The 17,167-nt window shown below is 65.5% G+C and carries 12 protein-coding genes; 9 read left to right on the top strand and 3 right to left on the bottom strand.

The features are described 5' to 3' along the window. Positions 1 to 83 precede the first annotated feature (83 nt). The 5 genes from U1H99_RS29195 to U1H99_RS29175 all read left to right on the top strand — a co-directional run bounded on the left by U1H99_RS29195 (position 84) and on the right by U1H99_RS29175 (position 8,850). Positions 84 to 890 carry a rhamnogalacturonan acetylesterase gene (locus U1H99_RS29195; RefSeq protein ID WP_323145002.1) on the top strand — a complete coding sequence of 269 codons (807 nt, stop codon included), beginning with the start codon at positions 84 to 86 and terminating at the stop codon, positions 888 to 890. Further along, positions 890 to 3,547 (top strand): pectinesterase family protein, encoded by a 2,658-nt coding sequence (locus U1H99_RS29190; protein ID WP_323145001.1) that lies wholly within the window; start codon positions 890 to 892, stop codon positions 3,545 to 3,547. The genes U1H99_RS29195 and U1H99_RS29190 overlap by 1 nt, the downstream gene beginning before the upstream one ends. Before the next feature lie 10 nt (positions 3,548 to 3,557). After that, complete coding sequence (locus U1H99_RS29185; RefSeq protein WP_323145000.1) at positions 3,558 to 5,441, top strand: glycoside hydrolase family 28 protein; 1,884 nt, start codon at positions 3,558 to 3,560, stop codon at positions 5,439 to 5,441. A 59-nt stretch (positions 5,442 to 5,500) separates the two neighbouring features. Further along, complete coding sequence (locus U1H99_RS29180) at positions 5,501 to 6,961, top strand: Gfo/Idh/MocA family protein (RefSeq protein WP_323144999.1); 1,461 nt, start codon at positions 5,501 to 5,503, stop codon at positions 6,959 to 6,961. A 101-nt stretch (positions 6,962 to 7,062) separates the two neighbouring features. Beyond that, a complete protein-coding gene (locus U1H99_RS29175) occupies positions 7,063 to 8,850 on the top strand; it encodes a thiamine pyrophosphate-requiring protein (RefSeq protein ID WP_323144998.1) in 1,788 nt (595 codons plus the stop codon). 112 nt (positions 8,851 to 8,962) lie between these two features. Here U1H99_RS29175 and galB read toward each other — a convergent pair whose 3' ends face one another. Beyond that, positions 8,963 to 11,518 carry a beta-galactosidase GalB gene (galB, locus tag U1H99_RS29170; RefSeq protein WP_323144997.1) on the bottom strand — a complete coding sequence of 852 codons (2,556 nt, stop codon included), beginning with the start codon at positions 11,516 to 11,518 and terminating at the stop codon, positions 8,963 to 8,965. 114 nt (positions 11,519 to 11,632) lie between these two features. Continuing rightward, positions 11,633 to 12,841, bottom strand: a complete 1,209-nt coding sequence (locus U1H99_RS29165) for a TerD family protein (protein ID WP_323144996.1) — start codon at positions 12,839 to 12,841, stop codon at positions 11,633 to 11,635. A 106-nt stretch (positions 12,842 to 12,947) separates the two neighbouring features. Between U1H99_RS29165 and U1H99_RS29160 the strand changes: the two genes are divergently transcribed. From U1H99_RS29160 to U1H99_RS29150, 3 genes are all read left to right on the top strand, one after another. Beyond that, positions 12,948 to 13,964: a ferritin-like domain-containing protein gene (locus U1H99_RS29160; protein WP_323144995.1), complete on the top strand. Its 1,017-nt coding sequence runs from the start codon at positions 12,948 to 12,950 to the stop codon at positions 13,962 to 13,964. A 143-nt stretch (positions 13,965 to 14,107) separates the two neighbouring features. Further along, positions 14,108 to 14,515, top strand: coding sequence for an Imm10 family immunity protein (locus U1H99_RS29155; protein WP_323144994.1), 408 nt, complete (start codon positions 14,108 to 14,110; stop codon positions 14,513 to 14,515). Between the two features lie 50 nt (positions 14,516 to 14,565). Then, positions 14,566 to 15,669: a S41 family peptidase gene (locus U1H99_RS29150; protein WP_323144993.1), complete on the top strand. Its 1,104-nt coding sequence runs from the start codon at positions 14,566 to 14,568 to the stop codon at positions 15,667 to 15,669. A gap of 326 nt (positions 15,670 to 15,995) precedes the next feature. Here U1H99_RS29150 and U1H99_RS29145 read toward each other — a convergent pair whose 3' ends face one another. Continuing rightward, entirely contained in the window at positions 15,996 to 16,151 is a 156-nt protein-coding gene (locus tag U1H99_RS29145) for a hypothetical protein (protein WP_323144992.1), read from the bottom strand. Positions 16,152 to 16,526: 375 nt separating this feature from the next. On the opposite strand from U1H99_RS29145, the gene U1H99_RS29140 reads away from it, so the two are divergent. Next, on the top strand, positions 16,527 to 17,087 hold the full coding sequence (locus U1H99_RS29140; RefSeq protein ID WP_323144991.1) for a septal ring lytic transglycosylase RlpA family protein: 561 nt from the start codon (positions 16,527 to 16,529) through the stop codon (positions 17,085 to 17,087). The last annotated feature ends 80 nt before the right edge of the window (positions 17,088 to 17,167 follow it).

Genomic DNA, 17,167 nt, shown 5'->3' with positions numbered 1-17,167 from the left:
GCGACGAGCAGGGCGCGGCCGCCGGTCACGCCCTGCCCGATGGGAGCCGATCCCGTATCGGCTTGCCTTCATCGAGGAGCACCATGAAATTACTTACCATCGCGCCTGCCGCACTGGCGGCGCTCGCACTGGCGGGGCCGGCCGCCGCGGCATCCGCCGCCGCGGCATCGGCCGCCGCAGCGCCGGTGCGCGTCATCCTGGTGGGCGACTCCACCATGGCCAGCAACAGCGGCTACGGCGACGCCCTGTGCGCCCGCTTCACGCCGCAGGTCGATTGCGTCAACCTGGCACGCGGCGGCCGCAGTTCGAAGAGCTTCCGCGCCGAGGGGCGCTGGGACGAAGTCCGGCGCCTGCTGCAGAACGGCAGCGCCACCACCACCTATGTGCTGGTCCAGTTCGGCCACAACGACCAGCCGGGCAAGCCGCCGCGCTCGACCGACCTGGTCACCGAATTCCCCACCAACATGGCGCGCTACGCGCAGGAGACCACAGCCCTTGGTGGCGTGCCGGTGCTGGTGACGCCGCTCACGCGCCGCAGCTTCAAGGGTCAATGGCTGCGCGACGACCTGGCGCCCTGGGCCGCCGCCATCCGCAAGGTGGCGCAGCAGGAGCATGCGGCGCTGCTCGACCTGAATGCCGACAGCGCCGGCGCGGTGCAGGCCATGGGCCAGCAGGAAGCCGATACGCTGGCGATGGCGCCGCCGCCGCCGGCAGTCGCCGCACCCGCCGATCCGAACAAGGTGGAAGTCGCCGGCGCCGCCAAGAGCGCCTTCGACCGCACCCACCTGGGCAAGAAGGGTGCCGACCTGTTCGCGCGCATGGTCGAGCGTGAGCTAATACAGGCGATTCCGCAAACCCGCGCGTATTTCATCGACGGAGGCAAGCCTTGATGCGCCGCATCGCCATCGCCGCCGCGCTAGGCAGCCTGTCCTGCGGCGGCGCCCATGCGCAAGACAGCCGCGCCGTCCAGGAACCCAAGCTGCCGGCCGCCTGCGCGGTGCTGTTCGGCGAGGCGGCCAACGGCGGCCGCGACGACGCCGCCCGCATCCAGGCCGCGATCGACCAGTGCGCCCCCGGCCATGCGGTGGTGCTCTCGGCCAGCAACGAAAAGCGCAGCTTCGTCTCCGGGCCGCTGCAGCTGAAAAGCGGCGTGACGCTGGTGGTGGACGGCGGTGCCACGCTGTACGCCAGCCAAGATCCCAAGCTATTCGACAGGGGCGCCGGCACCTGCGGCACCAACGACGCCTCGGGCAAGGGCTGCCGCCCGCTGATCAGCGCCGAGAACACGCGCGGCAGCGGCATCATGGGCCGTGGCACCATCGACGGCCAGGGCGGCCAGAAGATCGCCGGCAAGGAGGAAAGCTGGTGGCAGATCGCCCGCCGCGCGCAACGAGAAAAGACGCGCCAGAACGTGCCGCGCCTGATCCAGGTGGACCAGTCGCAGGACTTCACGATGTACGGGATCCTGCTGAAGAACTCGCCGAACTTCCACGTCACCCTGAACAAGGTCGACGGTTTCACCGCATGGGCCGTCAAGATCGACACCCCGCACGATGCCCGCAATACCGACGGCATCGATCCGATTTCCTCGCGCAACGTCACCATTGCCCACAGCTGGATCCGCACCGGCGACGACAATGTCGCCATCAAGGCCGGCAACGGCGGCCCGACCGAGAACGTCTCGATCCTGCACAACCATTTCTACAGCGGCCACGGCATCTCGATCGGCAGCGAGACCAATGGCGGCGTGCGCAAGGTGCTGGTCGACGACCTGGCGATGGACGGCACCACGTCCGGCCTGCGCATCAAGAGCAACGATACGCGCGGCGGCACCGTGTCCGGCATTCTCTACCATGACGTCTGCATGCGCGGCATCAAGACCCCGATCGACATCAGCACCCACTACGAAGACACGGGGCAGCCGGGCAAGCTGCTGCCTTCGTACAGCGATATCCGCATGGAGCGCGTGCGCAGCACCGGCCCGGGACCGGCGCGCGTGCGCCTGCAGGGCTACGACGATGCCCACCCGCTGAACCTGGCGCTGAGCGACGTGACGGTGCAGGACGAGCCGCAAGTCATGATGGGCCACACCCGGCTGTCGGGCACGCCAATCAATGCCCCAAATATGCAAGCTGCGGCCAACATCGAGTGCAGCGAGAAATTCCTGCCCTTCCCGGCCGAGCCAGCGCGCAATGCGCGGCCGCAGCTCAGCGCCGAACAGGCCCGCGCCTACGACTATCGCGAAGTGCTGAAGTACGTCGGTCCAGTCGGCAACGAGCGTGTCGAGCCGTGGGATCCGCTGGCCGACCCGCTGGTCACGCAGGCGCGCTTGAGTCCCGACTACGTGGTGGATGCGGGTGCGCCGGCCGACGGCGTGACCCGTTTCGCGACCGTGCAGGCGGCGGTCAGCCGCGCCCTCCTCGACACCGGCCGCAAGAAACGTATCTATATCCGCCTGGCGCCAGGCACCTACGACGAGCTGGTGTACGTGCCGGCTGGCGGCGCCCCGATCACCTTGTACGGCGACGGCCCCGATCCGTGCGCCACGCGCATCCGCGCCGGCCTGGATGCGTCCACCACCGGCGCCGCCTACCGCCAGCGCTACGCTGCCCAGTTCGCAAAGGCCGCGCCTGGCGTGCGCGCGCTCTACGACGGCCTGAAGGACTTGGCGGTGCTGGGCACCTACGGCTCGAGCACCGTGTGGGTGCAGGCGGACGGCTTCCAGGCGCGCAATCTCACCATCGAAAACGTCTACAACCGCGACGGCGGCGTCAAGCACAACGAGTGCACGGGCGACAACTGCCCCGACACCACCGGCGGCAACCGCGTGCACCACCAGGCGGTGGCACTGCGCGTGGACGGCGCCGACCGCGCCCAGTTCGAAGGGGTCGCCCTGCTCGGCCTGCAGGACACGCTGTTCCTCAGCTCGAAGGATTACGTGAACACGACGCGCAGCTTCTTCCACAAGACCTGGATCGAAGGCGACGTCGACTTCATCTTCGGCGACACCATCGCCTATTTCCAGGACTGCGACGTGCACCAGATCGGCGGCCGCCCGGCCTCGTACGCGCTGGCGCCGGACACCAGCCGCCGCGCGAAGTACGGCATGGTGTTCAACGGCTGCCGCTTCAGCGGCGATACTTCCGCCAAGGCGAAAGACACCGCCTTCTATTTCGCCCGCCAGTGGTTCCACAACCAGCGCTGCACGCCCTACGGCCGGGTGCCGGTCGAGGGCTACACCTGCAGCCTGGGCGAGGTCGACGTCTATAAGGCGCCAAACGGCACCATCCGCAAGCGCACGCTGGAAGCGGTCGGCAAGGCGGTGATCCTGCGTTCGCGCATCGGCGCCCACATCGTCAAGGACAACCCCTGGTCCGAATGGAACCGCAACGGCACGCTGGCGCACCGCCCGGCACAGTTCAGTTCCGACGACTGGTGGAACAACCTGCGGCAGGCCGGCTTCGACCCGGTCACCAAGTTGGGCGAGACCGTGCGCCCGGCAGCGCCCGACGTCTACCTCGGCGAATACAACAACACCAATGAATGATGGAGACCGCATGAGCACCCGTTTCAACCACCGCCGCACCTTCCTGCGCGGCGCCTCGGCCGGCAGCCTGGCGCTGCTGGGCGCTTCGCTGCCGCTGTCCGCGGTCCGTGCCGCAGCCGCGCAGGCCGCAGCCGCGCAGGCCGCCGACCCCTGGCAGGAGGCACGCGCCATCGCCGACCGCCTGCAGATGCCGGTCAAGTTCCGCAAGGTCGACTATACAATCACCGACTTCGGCGCCGCACCCTGCCGCCTGGTGCCGGTCAAGGCCTGGATCTCGTTCGAGGAGCAGGAAACGGTCAAGACCCCGGCGCCTGGTAGCAAGGACTGCTACGCGCCGATCCGCGACGCCATCGCGCGCTGCCATGCCGAGGGCGGCGGCCGCGTCGTGATCCCGAAGGGCGACTGGTTCTGCGCAGGTCCGATCGTCCTGCTGTCGAACGTGAACGTGCACCTGCAGGCCGGCGCCCACGTCTACTTCAGCAACGACCCGCGCGACTACGCCAAATACGGCGACGTCGACTGCGGCGCCAACGGCAAGCTGGTGGTGTCGCGCTGGCAAAGCAACGATTGCCTGAATTTCTCGTCGATGATCTACGCCCACAACCAGACCAACATCGCCCTCACCGGCGACGACTGGACCGCCATCCTCGACGGCCAGGGCGGCGTGCCGTTCGCAGGCTCCAGCGATTGCTGGTGGACCTGGAAGGGCAAGAACATGACGATCAACTCGGTGGCGCAGGACAAGTCGCCGAACTACGTGCCGGGCAAGCTGGCCCAGAACCAGCCGAACCCGAATAACCCGAAGTCGCTGGCCGAGATCGTACCCGGCCTGCTAGATGAAAAACGCCGTCTGATCCAGGGCGAGGGCGACAAATGGCGCGCCGACGATGCCTTCTTGCCGGCCCTGTCCGAAGCCGGCGTGCCGATCGAAAAGCGCGTGTTCGGCCTCGGCCACTACCTGCGCCCGCCCATGATCCACCTGGTCGGCTGCACCGGCGTGCTGCTGCAGGGCTACCAGGTCACGCACACGCCGTTCTGGCAGCACCATCCGGTGGCCTGCCGCGACCTCACGATTCGCAAGGTGTATGCCAACAGCCTCGGGCCGAACAGCGACGGCTTCGATCCGGAATCCTGCGACGGCGTGCTGGTGGACGGCTGCCAGTTCGACACCGGCGACGACTGCATCGCGATCAAGGCCGGCAAGAACCTGGATACGCAATTCGGGCCGTCGCAAAACATCGTGATCCAGCACTGCATCATGCACAGTGGCCACGGCGCGGTGACGCTGGGCAGCGAGATGTCTGCCGGGATCCAGCACGTGTATGCGCAGGACCTGGTGTTCCAGAACAAGAACTGGGCCACCAATCCGCTCAACATCGCGATCCGCTTGAAGACCAACATGAACCGCGGCGGCTTCCTGCGCCACTTCTACGTGCGTAACGTCAGCATCCCGAACGGCGTGCAGACCACGCCCTCGTTCTACGCCACCCTGCCCGGCTCGCCGATCCCGGACCGCTCGGTGGCCGCGGCGGCCGGCGGCGTGATCACCTTCGACTGCGACTACACGCCGCGCGCCGACAACGTGCGCATCCGCCCGCCGGAAGTCAGCAACGTCCATATCTCCAACGTCAAGGTCGGCAACGTCGCCACCAAGGACGGCAAACGGTTCTCGAGCTACCAGGCGGTCGTGATCCTGGGGCCGGTCGCCTTCGACTACAACGGCCCGGACCCGCGGCCCGAGGTGCTGCCGGTGCGCGACATCACCATCACCGACTGCGATTTCGGCACGCCGTCGAACCTGGACAAGCCCTGGTTCCTGTACAACGTGCGCAACCTGAAGTTGAACAACGTGACGATCGCGGGCAAGAAGGTGAATACCACGCTGTCCGCCTGAACGGGGGCATGAAGACGACCCCACCGCTGCGGGGCGACATAAAAAACGAGGAGACAGAGATGAATGAGATCGGCAACAAGAACCGCCGCGGCATCCTGAAAGCGGCCGGCGCTGCGGGCCTGATGCTGGCAAGCGGCGCCCATGCGCACGCCGCCGCTGCCAGCGCCACGACACGCAAGCGTTACGCAGTGGTCGGCGTGGGCTCGCGCTCGCGCATGTACACCGACGCCGCCACCGGCAAGTTCCGCGACACGTCCGAGATCGTCGCCGTCTGCGACACCAACGCCGGCCGCGTCGAGCGCGCGGTCAAGTCGATCTCGAAGACCGGCGCCAGCCAGCCGCGCCCCTACCTGGCGGCCGACTTCGACAAGATGCTGCACGAAATGAAACCGGAATTCGTGATCGTCACCACCAAGGATGCCACCCACGACGACTACATCGTGCGCGCGCTGGATGCCGGTTGCGACGTCATCACCGAAAAGCCGATGACGACCACGTCCGAGAAGGCGCAGCGCATCCTGGACGCCGTCAAGCGCAGCGGGCGCCACATCCGCGTCACCTTCAACTACCGCTATTCGCCGCCGCGCACCCAGGTCAAGGACCTGCTCATGAAAGGCGAGATCGGCGACGTGCTGTCGGTCGACTTCACCTGGCTGCTGAACACCGTGCACGGCGCCGACTACTTCCGCCGCTGGCACAGCAACAAGGCCAATTCGGGCGGCCTGATGGTGCATAAAGCCACCCACCACTTCGACCTGGTCAACTGGTGGCTCGGCGCCCAGCCGGAACGCGTGGCGGCCTTCGGCTCGCGCCAGTTCTACACGCCCGAGACCGCGAAGCGCATGGGCCTGCAGGGCGCGCACGAGCGCTGCCTGACCTGCCCGGAAAAGCAGAAGTGCAGCTTCTATTTCGACCTGGCCGCCGACCCGGGCCTGAAGGCGCTCTACCTCGACAACGAGAAGTACGACGGCTACTTCCGCGACCAGTGCGTGTGGCGCCCCGAGATCAACATCGAGGACACCATGAACGTGATGGTCAAGTACGACAACGGCGTGCAGCTGAAGTACGCGCTGTCGGCCTACGACGCCTGGGAGGGTTACCACATTGCCTTCAACGGCACCAAGGGCCGCCTCGAGCACCGCATCGTGGAATCGGCCGGTGCCGCCGGCGCGGCCAAGGTGCAGAGCGGCAGCGAAGGCGTCAGCACGCGCATCATCCCGCTGCGCGGTGCGCCGCGCGACATCGAACCCTGGACCGGCAAGGGCAGCCACGGCGGCGGCGACGAGGTGATGCTGGCCGAGATCTTCGGCAGCGCGCCGGCTGACCCGTACAAGCGCGCCTCGGACGAGCGCGCCGGCGCCTGGTCGGCCCTGGTCGGCATCGCGGCCAACCGCTGCTTCGAGACCGGACAGACCGTGAAGATCGCCGACCTGGTCACGGGCCTGGACCTGCCCGACCGGGCGCCGATGCCGGACCATCGCATTCCAGTGCCGATGCCGCTGCGGGTCAAGATCCCCTGAAGCAGAGGCATACATACAGGCCGGCAAGATAGCGTGCGCTGCCCACCCGTCCCAAGTGCTAGGGTTGACCTCATCAACCTTACACGGCAAATGGAGCGGATATGAGCAAGACAGTAGGCGATTTCGTGGTGGAACGGCTGGCCGAATGGGGCGTCAAGCGCATCTTCGGCTATCCGGGCGACGGTATCAACGGCGTGATCGGTGCCCTGGCGCGCGCCAAGGGCAAGATCGAATTCATCCAGGTACGGCACGAGGAAATGGCCGCCTTCATGGCGGCCGCCTATGCCAAGTTCACCGGCGAGCTGGGCGTGTGCCTGTCGACCGGCGGCCCGGGCGCGTCGCACCTGATCACCGGCCTGTACGACGCCAAGCTGGACCACCAGCCGGTACTGGCCATCGCCGGCCAGGCCGCGCGCACCATCCGCGGTGCCCACTACCAGCAGGAAGTGAACCTGGACCGCATGTTTTCCGACGTCGCCGAGTTCGTGCAGGAAGCCTCGGTGCCGACCCAGGTGCGGCACCTGCTGGACCGCACCATCCGCATCGCCACCGCCAACCGCGGCGTCGGCGTGCTGGTGCTGCCCAACGACCTGCAGGAAATGAAGTACGAGGACCCGCCGCGCAAGCACGCCAACGTGTTTTCCAGCAGCGGCTACACGCGCCCGCGCGTGATCCCCTATGATGCCGACCTGCTGCGCGCGGCCGAGGTGCTGAACAGCGGCAAGAAGGTCGCGATGCTGGTCGGCGCCGGCGCCCTCGGCGCCACCGACGAAGTCATCGCGGTGGCCGACCGCCTGGGTGCCGGCTGCGCCAAGGCGCTGCTGGGCAAGGCGGTGCTGCCGGACGACTTGCCGTGGGTGACGGGTTCGATCGGTATCCTAGGTACCAAGGCCAGCTGGGACCTGATGAACGATTGCGACACCCTGCTGATGGTCGGCACCGCCTTCCCGTACGCCGAGTTCCTGCCCAAGGAAGGCCAGGCGCGCGCGGTCCACATCGACATCAACCCTGGCATGCTGGGCATGCGCTACGCAAGCGAAGTCAACCTGCACGGCGACAGCGCCGAGACCCTGCGCGCGCTGCTGCCGCTGCTGAACCACAGCCAGGACGGCACGTGGCGCCAGAAGATCTCGTCCAGCATCGCGGATTCGCGCAAGCAGCTGGAAGAGCGTGCGCTGGCCCCCGCCAAGCCGATCAATCCGCAGCGCGTGGTGTACGAGATGTCGCCGCGCGTTCCGGACGACGTCATCGTCACCAGCGATTCCGGCTCCTGCGCCAACTGGTTCGCGCGCGACCTGCAGATACGGCGCGGCATGATGTGCTCGTTGTCCGGCGGCCTGGCCTCGATGGGCGCGGCGGTGCCGTATGCGATCGCCGCCAAGTTCGCGCATCCGACCCGCCCGGTGGTAGCGCTGGTCGGCGACGGCGCCATGCAGATGAGTAATATGGCGGAGCTGATCACGGTGTCGAAGTACTGGCGCCAGTGGGCCGATCCGCGCTGGATCGTCTGCGTGTTCAACAACGAGGACCTGAACCAGGTGACCTGGGAGCAGCGCGTGATGGAGGGCGACCCCAAGTTCGAGGCCAGCCAGAACCTGCCGGACGTGCCCTACCACCGCTTTGCGGAACTGATCGGCCTGAAGGGCATCTTCTGCGACGATCCGCAGCAGGTGGGCGCGGCGTGGGTGGAAGCGCTGGCCTCGGACCGCCCGGTGGTCCTGGAGTTCAAGACCGATCCGGAAGTGCCGCCGCTGCCGTCGCACATCACTTTTGAACAGGCCAAGCAGTTCATGAGCACGATCGTGCACGGCGATCCGAACGAGGGATCGATGCTGGCAGGCGTGGCGCGCCAGGTACTCAGCGCGATCCTGCCGGGCGAGAAGAAGTAAGGTCGCTCGCTTCACCGACGTCGTTCCCGCGCAGGCGGGAACCCAAGTTCGACGCGTTTCGGTCATGCAGGCAGTACTTGGGTCCCCGCCTTCGCGGGGACGACCTTGCTGCTTAGAGCTTGCTCTCCAGCGTCACCTGCGCCCCGCCCAGCCCTTCCGCCGTAGCGCTCAGCACCACCTTCCCGCCCTCGCCCGCCCGCGTGCGCACGATCGCCAGCGCCAGCCCGTTGAAGGCATTGCGCTCGCGCGACTGGAAGGATTCGAAGCTGGTCGGATCGCCATTGTCGGTGGCGACGATCTCGCCCGGCCCGCTCAGGCTGAACCGGATGCGGTCGTGGGTGCGCGGTACCGGCCTGCCGTCCTTGTCGAGGATGCGCACGGTGACGAAGGCAAGGTCGCTGCCGTCCGCGCGCAGCGTGCTGCGGTCGGCCTCCAGCGCCAGGCGCGCCGCCGGACCGCTGGTGGCGACCTTGTCCTCGGCCCAGCGCCTGCCGTTTTTATAGACCACAGCGCGCAATTCGCCCGGCTGGTACACGACGTCGTCCCAGCGCAGCCGGTACTCGCCGCGGCCGCGCTTCTTGCGGCCGAGCGACTTCCCGTTCAGGAACAGCTCGGCCTCGTCGCCCGAGGTGTACAGGTGCACCGGCGTGACCTGGCCGATGCGCTCCGGCCAGTTCCAGTGCGGCAGCAAGTGCGCCATCGGCAGGTCCGGACGCCAGCGCGCCTGGTACAGGTAGAAACGGTCCTTCTTGAAGCCGGCCAGGTCGACGATGCCGAAGTAGGAGCTGCGCGAGGGCACCGCAATCTTCTTCATGGCTTCCAGCTGCTGCGCCATGCGCTGCTGCTGCACCGGATCGGTAAAGTTCAGCAGGTTGGTGGCGTCGTTGCCGTAGGGCGTAGGCTCGCCCAGGTAATCGAAACCGGTCCACACGAACTCGCCGGCCACGAAGGGGTTCTCGTCCTGGCCCTTGAACTCGGCGTCGGGCGTGGTCGCCCATGGTGGCGCCGTCAGGTCGTAGCTGCTGACCTGGAAGTTGGCCAGTCCCTTCGACTTGTCGTCGCTGACCGGGAAAAAGTACTCGCCGCGCGAACTCACGGTCGATGCCGTCTCGCTGCCGAGCAGCGGCAGGTGCGGCGCATGGACGTGCAGCTTGGCGTATTCGTTCGGCTTGTAGTTATAGCCGAACACGTCGACCGTGTCCTGGAAACCGTTGTAGCCCGAGGCCACGTGGTTGAAGGCGGAGGTGACGGGGCGGGTGCGGTCTTCGCCGCGCGCGATCTCGGCCAACCTCGCGGACAACTTCCAGCCCTCGGGGCGGCCCTGTTCGGGGATCTCGTTGCCGATGCTCCAGGCGATCACGCTCGGGTGGTTGCGGTCGCGCCGGATCATGGCACGCAGGTCCTTCTCGTGCCAGGCGTCGAACAGGGTGTTGTAGTCGTTCGGCGTCTTTTTCTCGCGCCAGGCGTCGAAGGCTTCGTCCATCACCAGGAAACCCATGCGGTCGGCCAGGTCGAGCAGCTCGGGCGCCGGCGGATTGTGGCTGGTGCGGATGGCGTTGACGCCCATCTCGCGCAGGATCTCGAGCTGGCGTTCGAGCGCACGCGTATTGATCGCGGTGCCGAGCGCGCCGAGGTCGTGGTGGTCGCACACGCCCTGGATCGGCAGGCGCTGGCCATTCAGCAGGAACCCGTTCTGCGGGTCGAAGGCGATGGTGCGGATGCCGAACGGCGTCTCGACGACGTCGACCGTGCGCCCCTTGTCGAGGACCGTGCTGACGGCGACGTAGCGCTGCGGGCTGGCCGGGCTCCACAGGCGCGGATTGGGTACCTGCAAGGCCTGGCTCAGCTGCACCTGGCGTCCGTTGGCGACCTTGGCAGCGCCGGAAGCTTCCTTGCGCGCGACCGGCGCACCGCTGCGGCGGCCGTTCGCGTCGAGCGCGTAGATCTCGGTCGCGACCTGGACTTCGGTATCGCCGCCGTGGTTATCCAGCGTGACTTGCACGTCGACCGTGGCCGCCGCGGCACTCACCTGGGGCGTGGTCACGAAGGTGCCGTACTGCGCCACGGCGACCGGCGCGGTCTTGACCAGCCACACGTTGCGGTAGATGCCGCCGCCCGGATACCAGCGCGACGACTCGGGCGGGTTGTCGAGCCGGACCGCCACCACGTTGTCGCCGCCCGGCTTCAGGTGCGGCGTCAGGTCGACGCGCCAGGAGGCATAGCCATAGGGCCAGCCGCCGATGTAGCGGCCGTTGATCCACACCACGGCATGCGACATGGCGCCGTCGACATCGAGGTAGACGCGGCGCCCGGCGTCGCCGGCAGGCAGCGTGAAGTGCTTGCGGTACCAGCCGATGCCCCACCAGGCCAGCTTGCCGGTATCGCCCGGGTATTCCTGCTTGAACGGTCCTTCGATGCCCCAGTCGTGCGGCAGGTTCAGCTTGCGCCAGCCGGCGTCGTCGAAGCCGGCCTGGGCGGCCGGCAAACCGTTCCTGAGGTCGGCCTCGGCCGGCTGCTGCGGGCTGCCGGCGGGGTCGCCTTTGCTGAAACGCCAGTCGGCGTTGAAGGCGATGCGTTCGCGAAGGTTCGTGTCTGCGGCGTGTGCCGCACCGCCGCTCAGCGCGGCACTCAGGACGAGGAAGGAAAACAGGCGCTGGGATGTCGGCATCGGCTGGGCCATGAAGTTACAGATCAGCCAAGTATGGCGCAAATACGAGCGCTTGGGATCAAACCCTACAGGAGAAATGAAGCCGTCCGCCGCAATACTCAGGCGGCTGAGCGATCAGTCCTTCGATCCAGCCTTCCAGCGCAAGCCGAAGCCGTATTTCTGGTCGAGCGCACGATGCTCCGCCACGTACTCGGCCAGCTTGGTCACCTGCAGTCCGCCCGCGGTGTTCTCGATCATGGCGATCGCACACATGCGCTGCGACGTGCCATTATCCAGCCGGACCTCGATCACCGGCTGGTCCGGCAGCGTGATCGTCACCACGCCATCGGTCTGGGTCCAGTTGGCGACGCCCTGGTAGATGAAGGCAAACACCAGCACGCGCCGGATCTGGTCGAAATGGTCGCCGTTGACGTGCAGGTTCTCGCCGCCGCTCACCGCGCCGGTGCGGTCGTCGCCATCGAGACTGATCCAGGGGCGCTGCTCGAAACTCCCGAAACGCTTACCCAGGGCCTGGACCACGCCGGCGCTGCCGTCGGCGAGTTCGTACAGGCAGCCGAGATCGAGGTCGGTACCGCCTGCCCCTCCCGCGGCGCCGCGCAGTCTGGCGAGGAAGCCGCGCGGCGCGCCGGGCGCCTGCTGGTTCCAGTTCAGGTTGACGTGGATACGTCCAAAACCGGCGCCGCGGCGCTTCTCGAGCGATACCTTGTCGCCGCGCTTTTCCAGCGTGATCTTCGACAATGATACCTGCCTGTTGTGCGCCGCTGCGGGCGTCGGAGTGGACGCGGATGCGGGCGTGGGCCGGGCCGCCGCAGCCGGCGCTTCCTCGCCGCCGAAGTGCTTCAGCAACGCCGCCATGCCGCCATCGAAGCCCTGGCCGACCGCGCCGAAGCGCCAGGCGCCATCGCGCCGATATAATTCGCCCAGGATCACGGCTTTCTCGGACGCGAAGTCGGCGCCACCCAGCGCGAACTGCGCGCCGTCGCCAAGGCGCAGCACGGCCTGGCCGACGTCGCGCATCGTGCCCGGCCCGTCGAGTGCGGCCGTGAACACCAGCTTCGCGATCGACGGCGGCAGCGCGGCGAGGTCGACCTGGAACGACGCCCGTCCCTGCTGCAGGCGCAGTGCGATCGCCCCGCCGGGACTCGACAATTGGTTGTAGAACACCATGTAGCGGTCGTCGGACAGGCGGCCGTCCGCGTCCAGGCCGAAGCACGAGATATCGGCGCTGCCGCTTGTCGTGTGTACGTCGATGGCGATCTCGAAGCGATTGCCGAGGCCGAGGTCGGCGAGTCCGGCTTTCTGGCCGCGTGTCAATGCATGCATAGTCATTACCGTGTCAAAAATCGTGCTGAACATGATATACGGTGTGCCGCGCGGATGGGTGCCGGCATATGATCGCGGCATGCATTGCGCATAGCCGGGAGCACCTATGGAACCTCATACCCTGGACACATTCGACGTGGAACAGCTGGTCCCCGGCTTCCGGCCGCCACCGCGCCCGGCCGCCGCACCGGGCGGAGCGGCCGCCGATCCGGTAGCCGTCGCCGCCGCAGATAAGGCCATGCGGCGCTGGCGCAGCCCCGTCCCCGGCCCGCTCGTGCCCGGCTCCGACGCCCACCGTGAAGCCAGCTGCCGGATGTTCCGCGACACCTTCAACCCCTACCGTCCCGCCGCCCTCGACTGGCCGGTGCTGGCGCCGGCCGTGCGCGAGCGCATCGTATCGCTGCCGATCTGGAACATCGCCGTCCAGACCGAAGGCAAGGCGCGCCTGCGCATGGCGGCCTACGCCGCGACCTTGCCGGACCCCGACATGCGCGACGCGCTGGCCCTGAACGCCTGGGAAGAGCACCGCCACAAGGAAGTGCTGGCGCGCATGGTGGCCGCCTACGGCATCGCACTGGCGCCCGAGCCGCCGCCGGCGATGCCGTCCGATCCGGAATGGGCCTACCTGGTCACCGGCTACAGCGAATGCATCGACAGCTTCTTCGCCTTCGGCCTGTTCGAACTGGCGCGCCGCTCGGGCCTGTTCCCGCAGGCGCTGGTCGACACCTTCGAGCCGGTGATGCAGGAAGAGTGCCGGCACATCCTGCTGTTTGCCAACTGGGCGGGATGGCACCGGGCGCGGCTGTCACCATGGCGGCGCCTGCGCTTCGAGTGCAAGGTGGCGCGGGTGTGGGCCTTCCTGGCGTGGGAGCGGATCGGGCTGGCGCGGGCGGTCGATGCCGGGCCGGCGTCAACCGCGCAGGACAATAATTTCACCTTGAACGGGGCGCAGTCGGTGTCCGGCGATGGGGTCGGTCTGCGGGCGCTGCTGGCCTTGTGCCTGGCCGAGAACGAGCGGCGCTTTGCCGGCTACGACGCGCGCTTGTTGCGGCCGTTGACGATGCCGCGGCTGGTGCGTTGCGCATTGCGCGTGATGCGGCTTCCAGGATGCAGGGCAGCTTGATGTGATACCGGGGCCATGCGCGTTGCCGGTTGACGCCCGGCGGATGCGCCTGAATGCGATAATCGAGCGAGCCGTGCAGATCGATGGCGAGGTGCTATACCTGCCCAGCGCCGCCCGCCAAAATCGCAAGGATAAGCAATCACATGGATTACGAACTTTTGGCGAGCGTCGTTTCGTTTGAGGAAAACGAGGAAACGTTGACTTTCGCATTCTCTGCTGATGAGGGGGGGTCGGCGAAATACCTGATGTTCCAATATCCTCTACAAGCGGACGAGCAGGACAGGAATCTCGAATTGGACGGTCTGTACATCGAACGGGATGATCAGGTATTCGGGTGCTATCACGGCGTCAAGTCGATACGGACGATCGATGATCGCATCGAAATCGAATTGAGTGACACGGGCAAACGCCGACTGCAGGTCGAGCGAATGGTCGTTATTCCGGCACTTTGGGATACCCCGATAGAGCGGGGGCTTTTACGTCTCGCGGAATTATCGGGTGGGAAGTATGAGGTTGAAAATCTGCAATTTACCGCCACCTTGAAAGAATGACAGGATTTCCGGTCAAACATTTATAAACTGTCGGCGATTCAGGAAAAGTAATGAACATTTTGCGAGCTCTAGGTATCGCCGCTATCGCCTCAGTCCTCACTTGTTCGTCGGCCTTTGCCCAATCATCCGGCTTTTCAGAGCCAGATGGCATGCAAATGACGGCCGCCAGCCGCCAGCAGTTGATTGACAACCTGATCAAGGAAGTTAACAGCAGCTATGTCTTTCCTGACATGGCTAACAAAGTCGAAACGTCGTTGCGTCAGCAGCAAAAGCGCGGCGCTTACGACACCATTGCGAGTCCACAGCGACTGTCCGAAGTCCTGACCGATGAGCTGCAAGCCGCCACCAAGGACCGGCACCTGCGCGTGACCTACAGCAAGGAAGTCATCGCGGACAGGAAGTCCGATGACGAGCGATCGCCTGAGGAAGCAGCGGGCTACCTCACCATGATGAGGTCGAACAATTTCGGCGTGGAGCGGGTCGAGCGCCTGCCACTTAACATCGGGTACCTGGAACTTAGCGGATTTGCACGGGCCAACGACGCGGCCGAGACCCTGGCCGCTGCCATGACCCTGGTTACCCATACCAACGCGCTCATCATTGACCTACGCAATAACGGTGGAGGCGACGCTGCCACCGTGACCCTGCTGGCCAGCTATCTGTTCGACAAGCGAACCCAGCTGAACGACTTCTATTTCCGCGAGGGCGACCGCACCGAACAGCGATGGACTGCAGACGTCGTCCGGGGCTCGCGGTATGGCAGTGCAAAGCCGATCTATATCCTGACAAGCAAAGACAGGTTTTCGGCAGCAGAGGATTTCACCTACGCGCTCAAAAATCTCAAACGTGCGACGGTCGTCGGCGAAACCACTGGAGGCGGCGCCAACCAGGGCGACGACAGGCGGCTCTCATCAAACTTTTCGCTCTTTGTGCCCTTGGGCCGCGTGATCAGCCCGGTGACCAAAACAAATTGGGAAGGCGTTGGCGTCAAGCCCGATGTCAGCGTCTGTGCCCGTGATGCTTCGAGAACCGCACAGGTCGCCATCCTGACGAGAATGGCAGCATCAGAGAACAATCCGGACGAGCGACGCCGCCTGCATGAGCGCATTGCGCAGCTTGGCACTGGCGTTACTGGCAGCGTCTCTTGCGGTTGATTCGATTGCATATGCTGCCGTCATTGCCACGTGTCTGGAGCGTCCGCTTGGCGTCGGCATCAGCCGGTCGTGACACTGTTCGTACCTTCATTGGCATGGCAGGCAATGCGCTTCGGCATACGCATCGCGGGAGCCTACCTCGTCATCGCGCTTGGCAGCTTTTTGCTCATCAACTTATTTCGCGCAATGCTCGACTGCGGAATCAAGACCGGAATGGATCTTGGTTGTACTTTGTTCGGCGTCGACGTCGGATCGCCACTGGTCCGCGCCACAGCTGGCCAGCGGCATGGTGGAAGACTGAGCGGGACCGGCGCCCCGCAGCGTACTCAGTCGTCCTCGTCCTCCTGCTCGGACTTGTCGCCTCCCTGATAGCGTTCGTTATTTGGGTTCAGTTGATCCGAGCGATTGTCTTGGCTGGAATTGTACGCGTCGCTGTTCGGATTCAGACTGTCACTACGGTCGTCGTTCGGTGTCCTGCTCATGATCTCCTCCTCAAGCTTGGCCGAGGCATGTCGGCAACGCTGATTCTGCAAGCAATTGCGCATCGACGTCGCGCGCATGGCGCAGTGTGGCTGGTAGCGAAGGCGATATCTACCCAGAACCCGGGCGCTTGCCCGATCAAGATGATGCCGTTGGCGTGCTCTGCTGCCCGGTAGTACTTATGCAGCGCGCAAATCCGTACTGTCGCTGATCCAAGACCGTGCCCGAACGATTTTCCTGTTCTGCCGTTCCACATGTATGATCCACAAACTCGGCCTTGAGCCTGCAGAGCTTGCCAATGGATGTTGAGGCAAGTCACCCATAACCGTGACAAGTCTGCAAAGTGCCGGGCGCGATGAAACATGTGGAAAGCAACGATGAAAAGCATTTTACCTATCTGTTCAAGATCATGGTTGGTGGCTGCGCTGGCGCTGTCTCTTGTAGCCTGCTCGACAACAAAAGTGCAGCCAACCAAAGGCGGCGGGCGCTATTACCGCAACGATGGTCCGCCAAAAGGGATAACGCAGGCACAGATCGATGCAGTCAAGGAACCGGTACCCAGAACAGAGCGGTTTGTCTCCGGTACGCTCAAGCCTTATGTTGCTATGGGAAATAGCTACCGGCCGATGAACAAGTTGGTGCCCTACCACGCGCGTGGCGTGGCAAGCTGGTACGGCACCCGTTACCAGGGATTGCCGACCTCAAGTGGTGAGCTCTACGACACGATGAAACTCACGGCTGCGCATCCGATCCTCCCCATCCCCTCGTACGTCAGGGTGACCAACGTCGAAAACGGTAAAACGATCGTCGTTCGCGTGAATGACCGCGGTCCGTTTCTCTCTGACAGGATCATTGATCTGTCGTACGTGGCTGCAGCCAAGCTCGGCTATGCGGCGAAAGGCAGCGCGCTGGTCGAGATCGACGTCATCCTGCCATAAGGCGACGTCACAACAGCTCTGCAAGCGGCCGTCGATTCAACCAGTGCACGCAAGCGCCTCAAGAGCAGCTTACGCATGTC

The organism is Massilia phyllosphaerae (assembly GCF_034659755.1).
In the GTDB taxonomy this organism is placed as follows: Bacteria; Pseudomonadota; Gammaproteobacteria; order Burkholderiales; family Burkholderiaceae_D; genus Telluria; species Telluria phyllosphaerae.
This window is presented reverse-complemented; position numbering and strand designations above follow the sequence as displayed.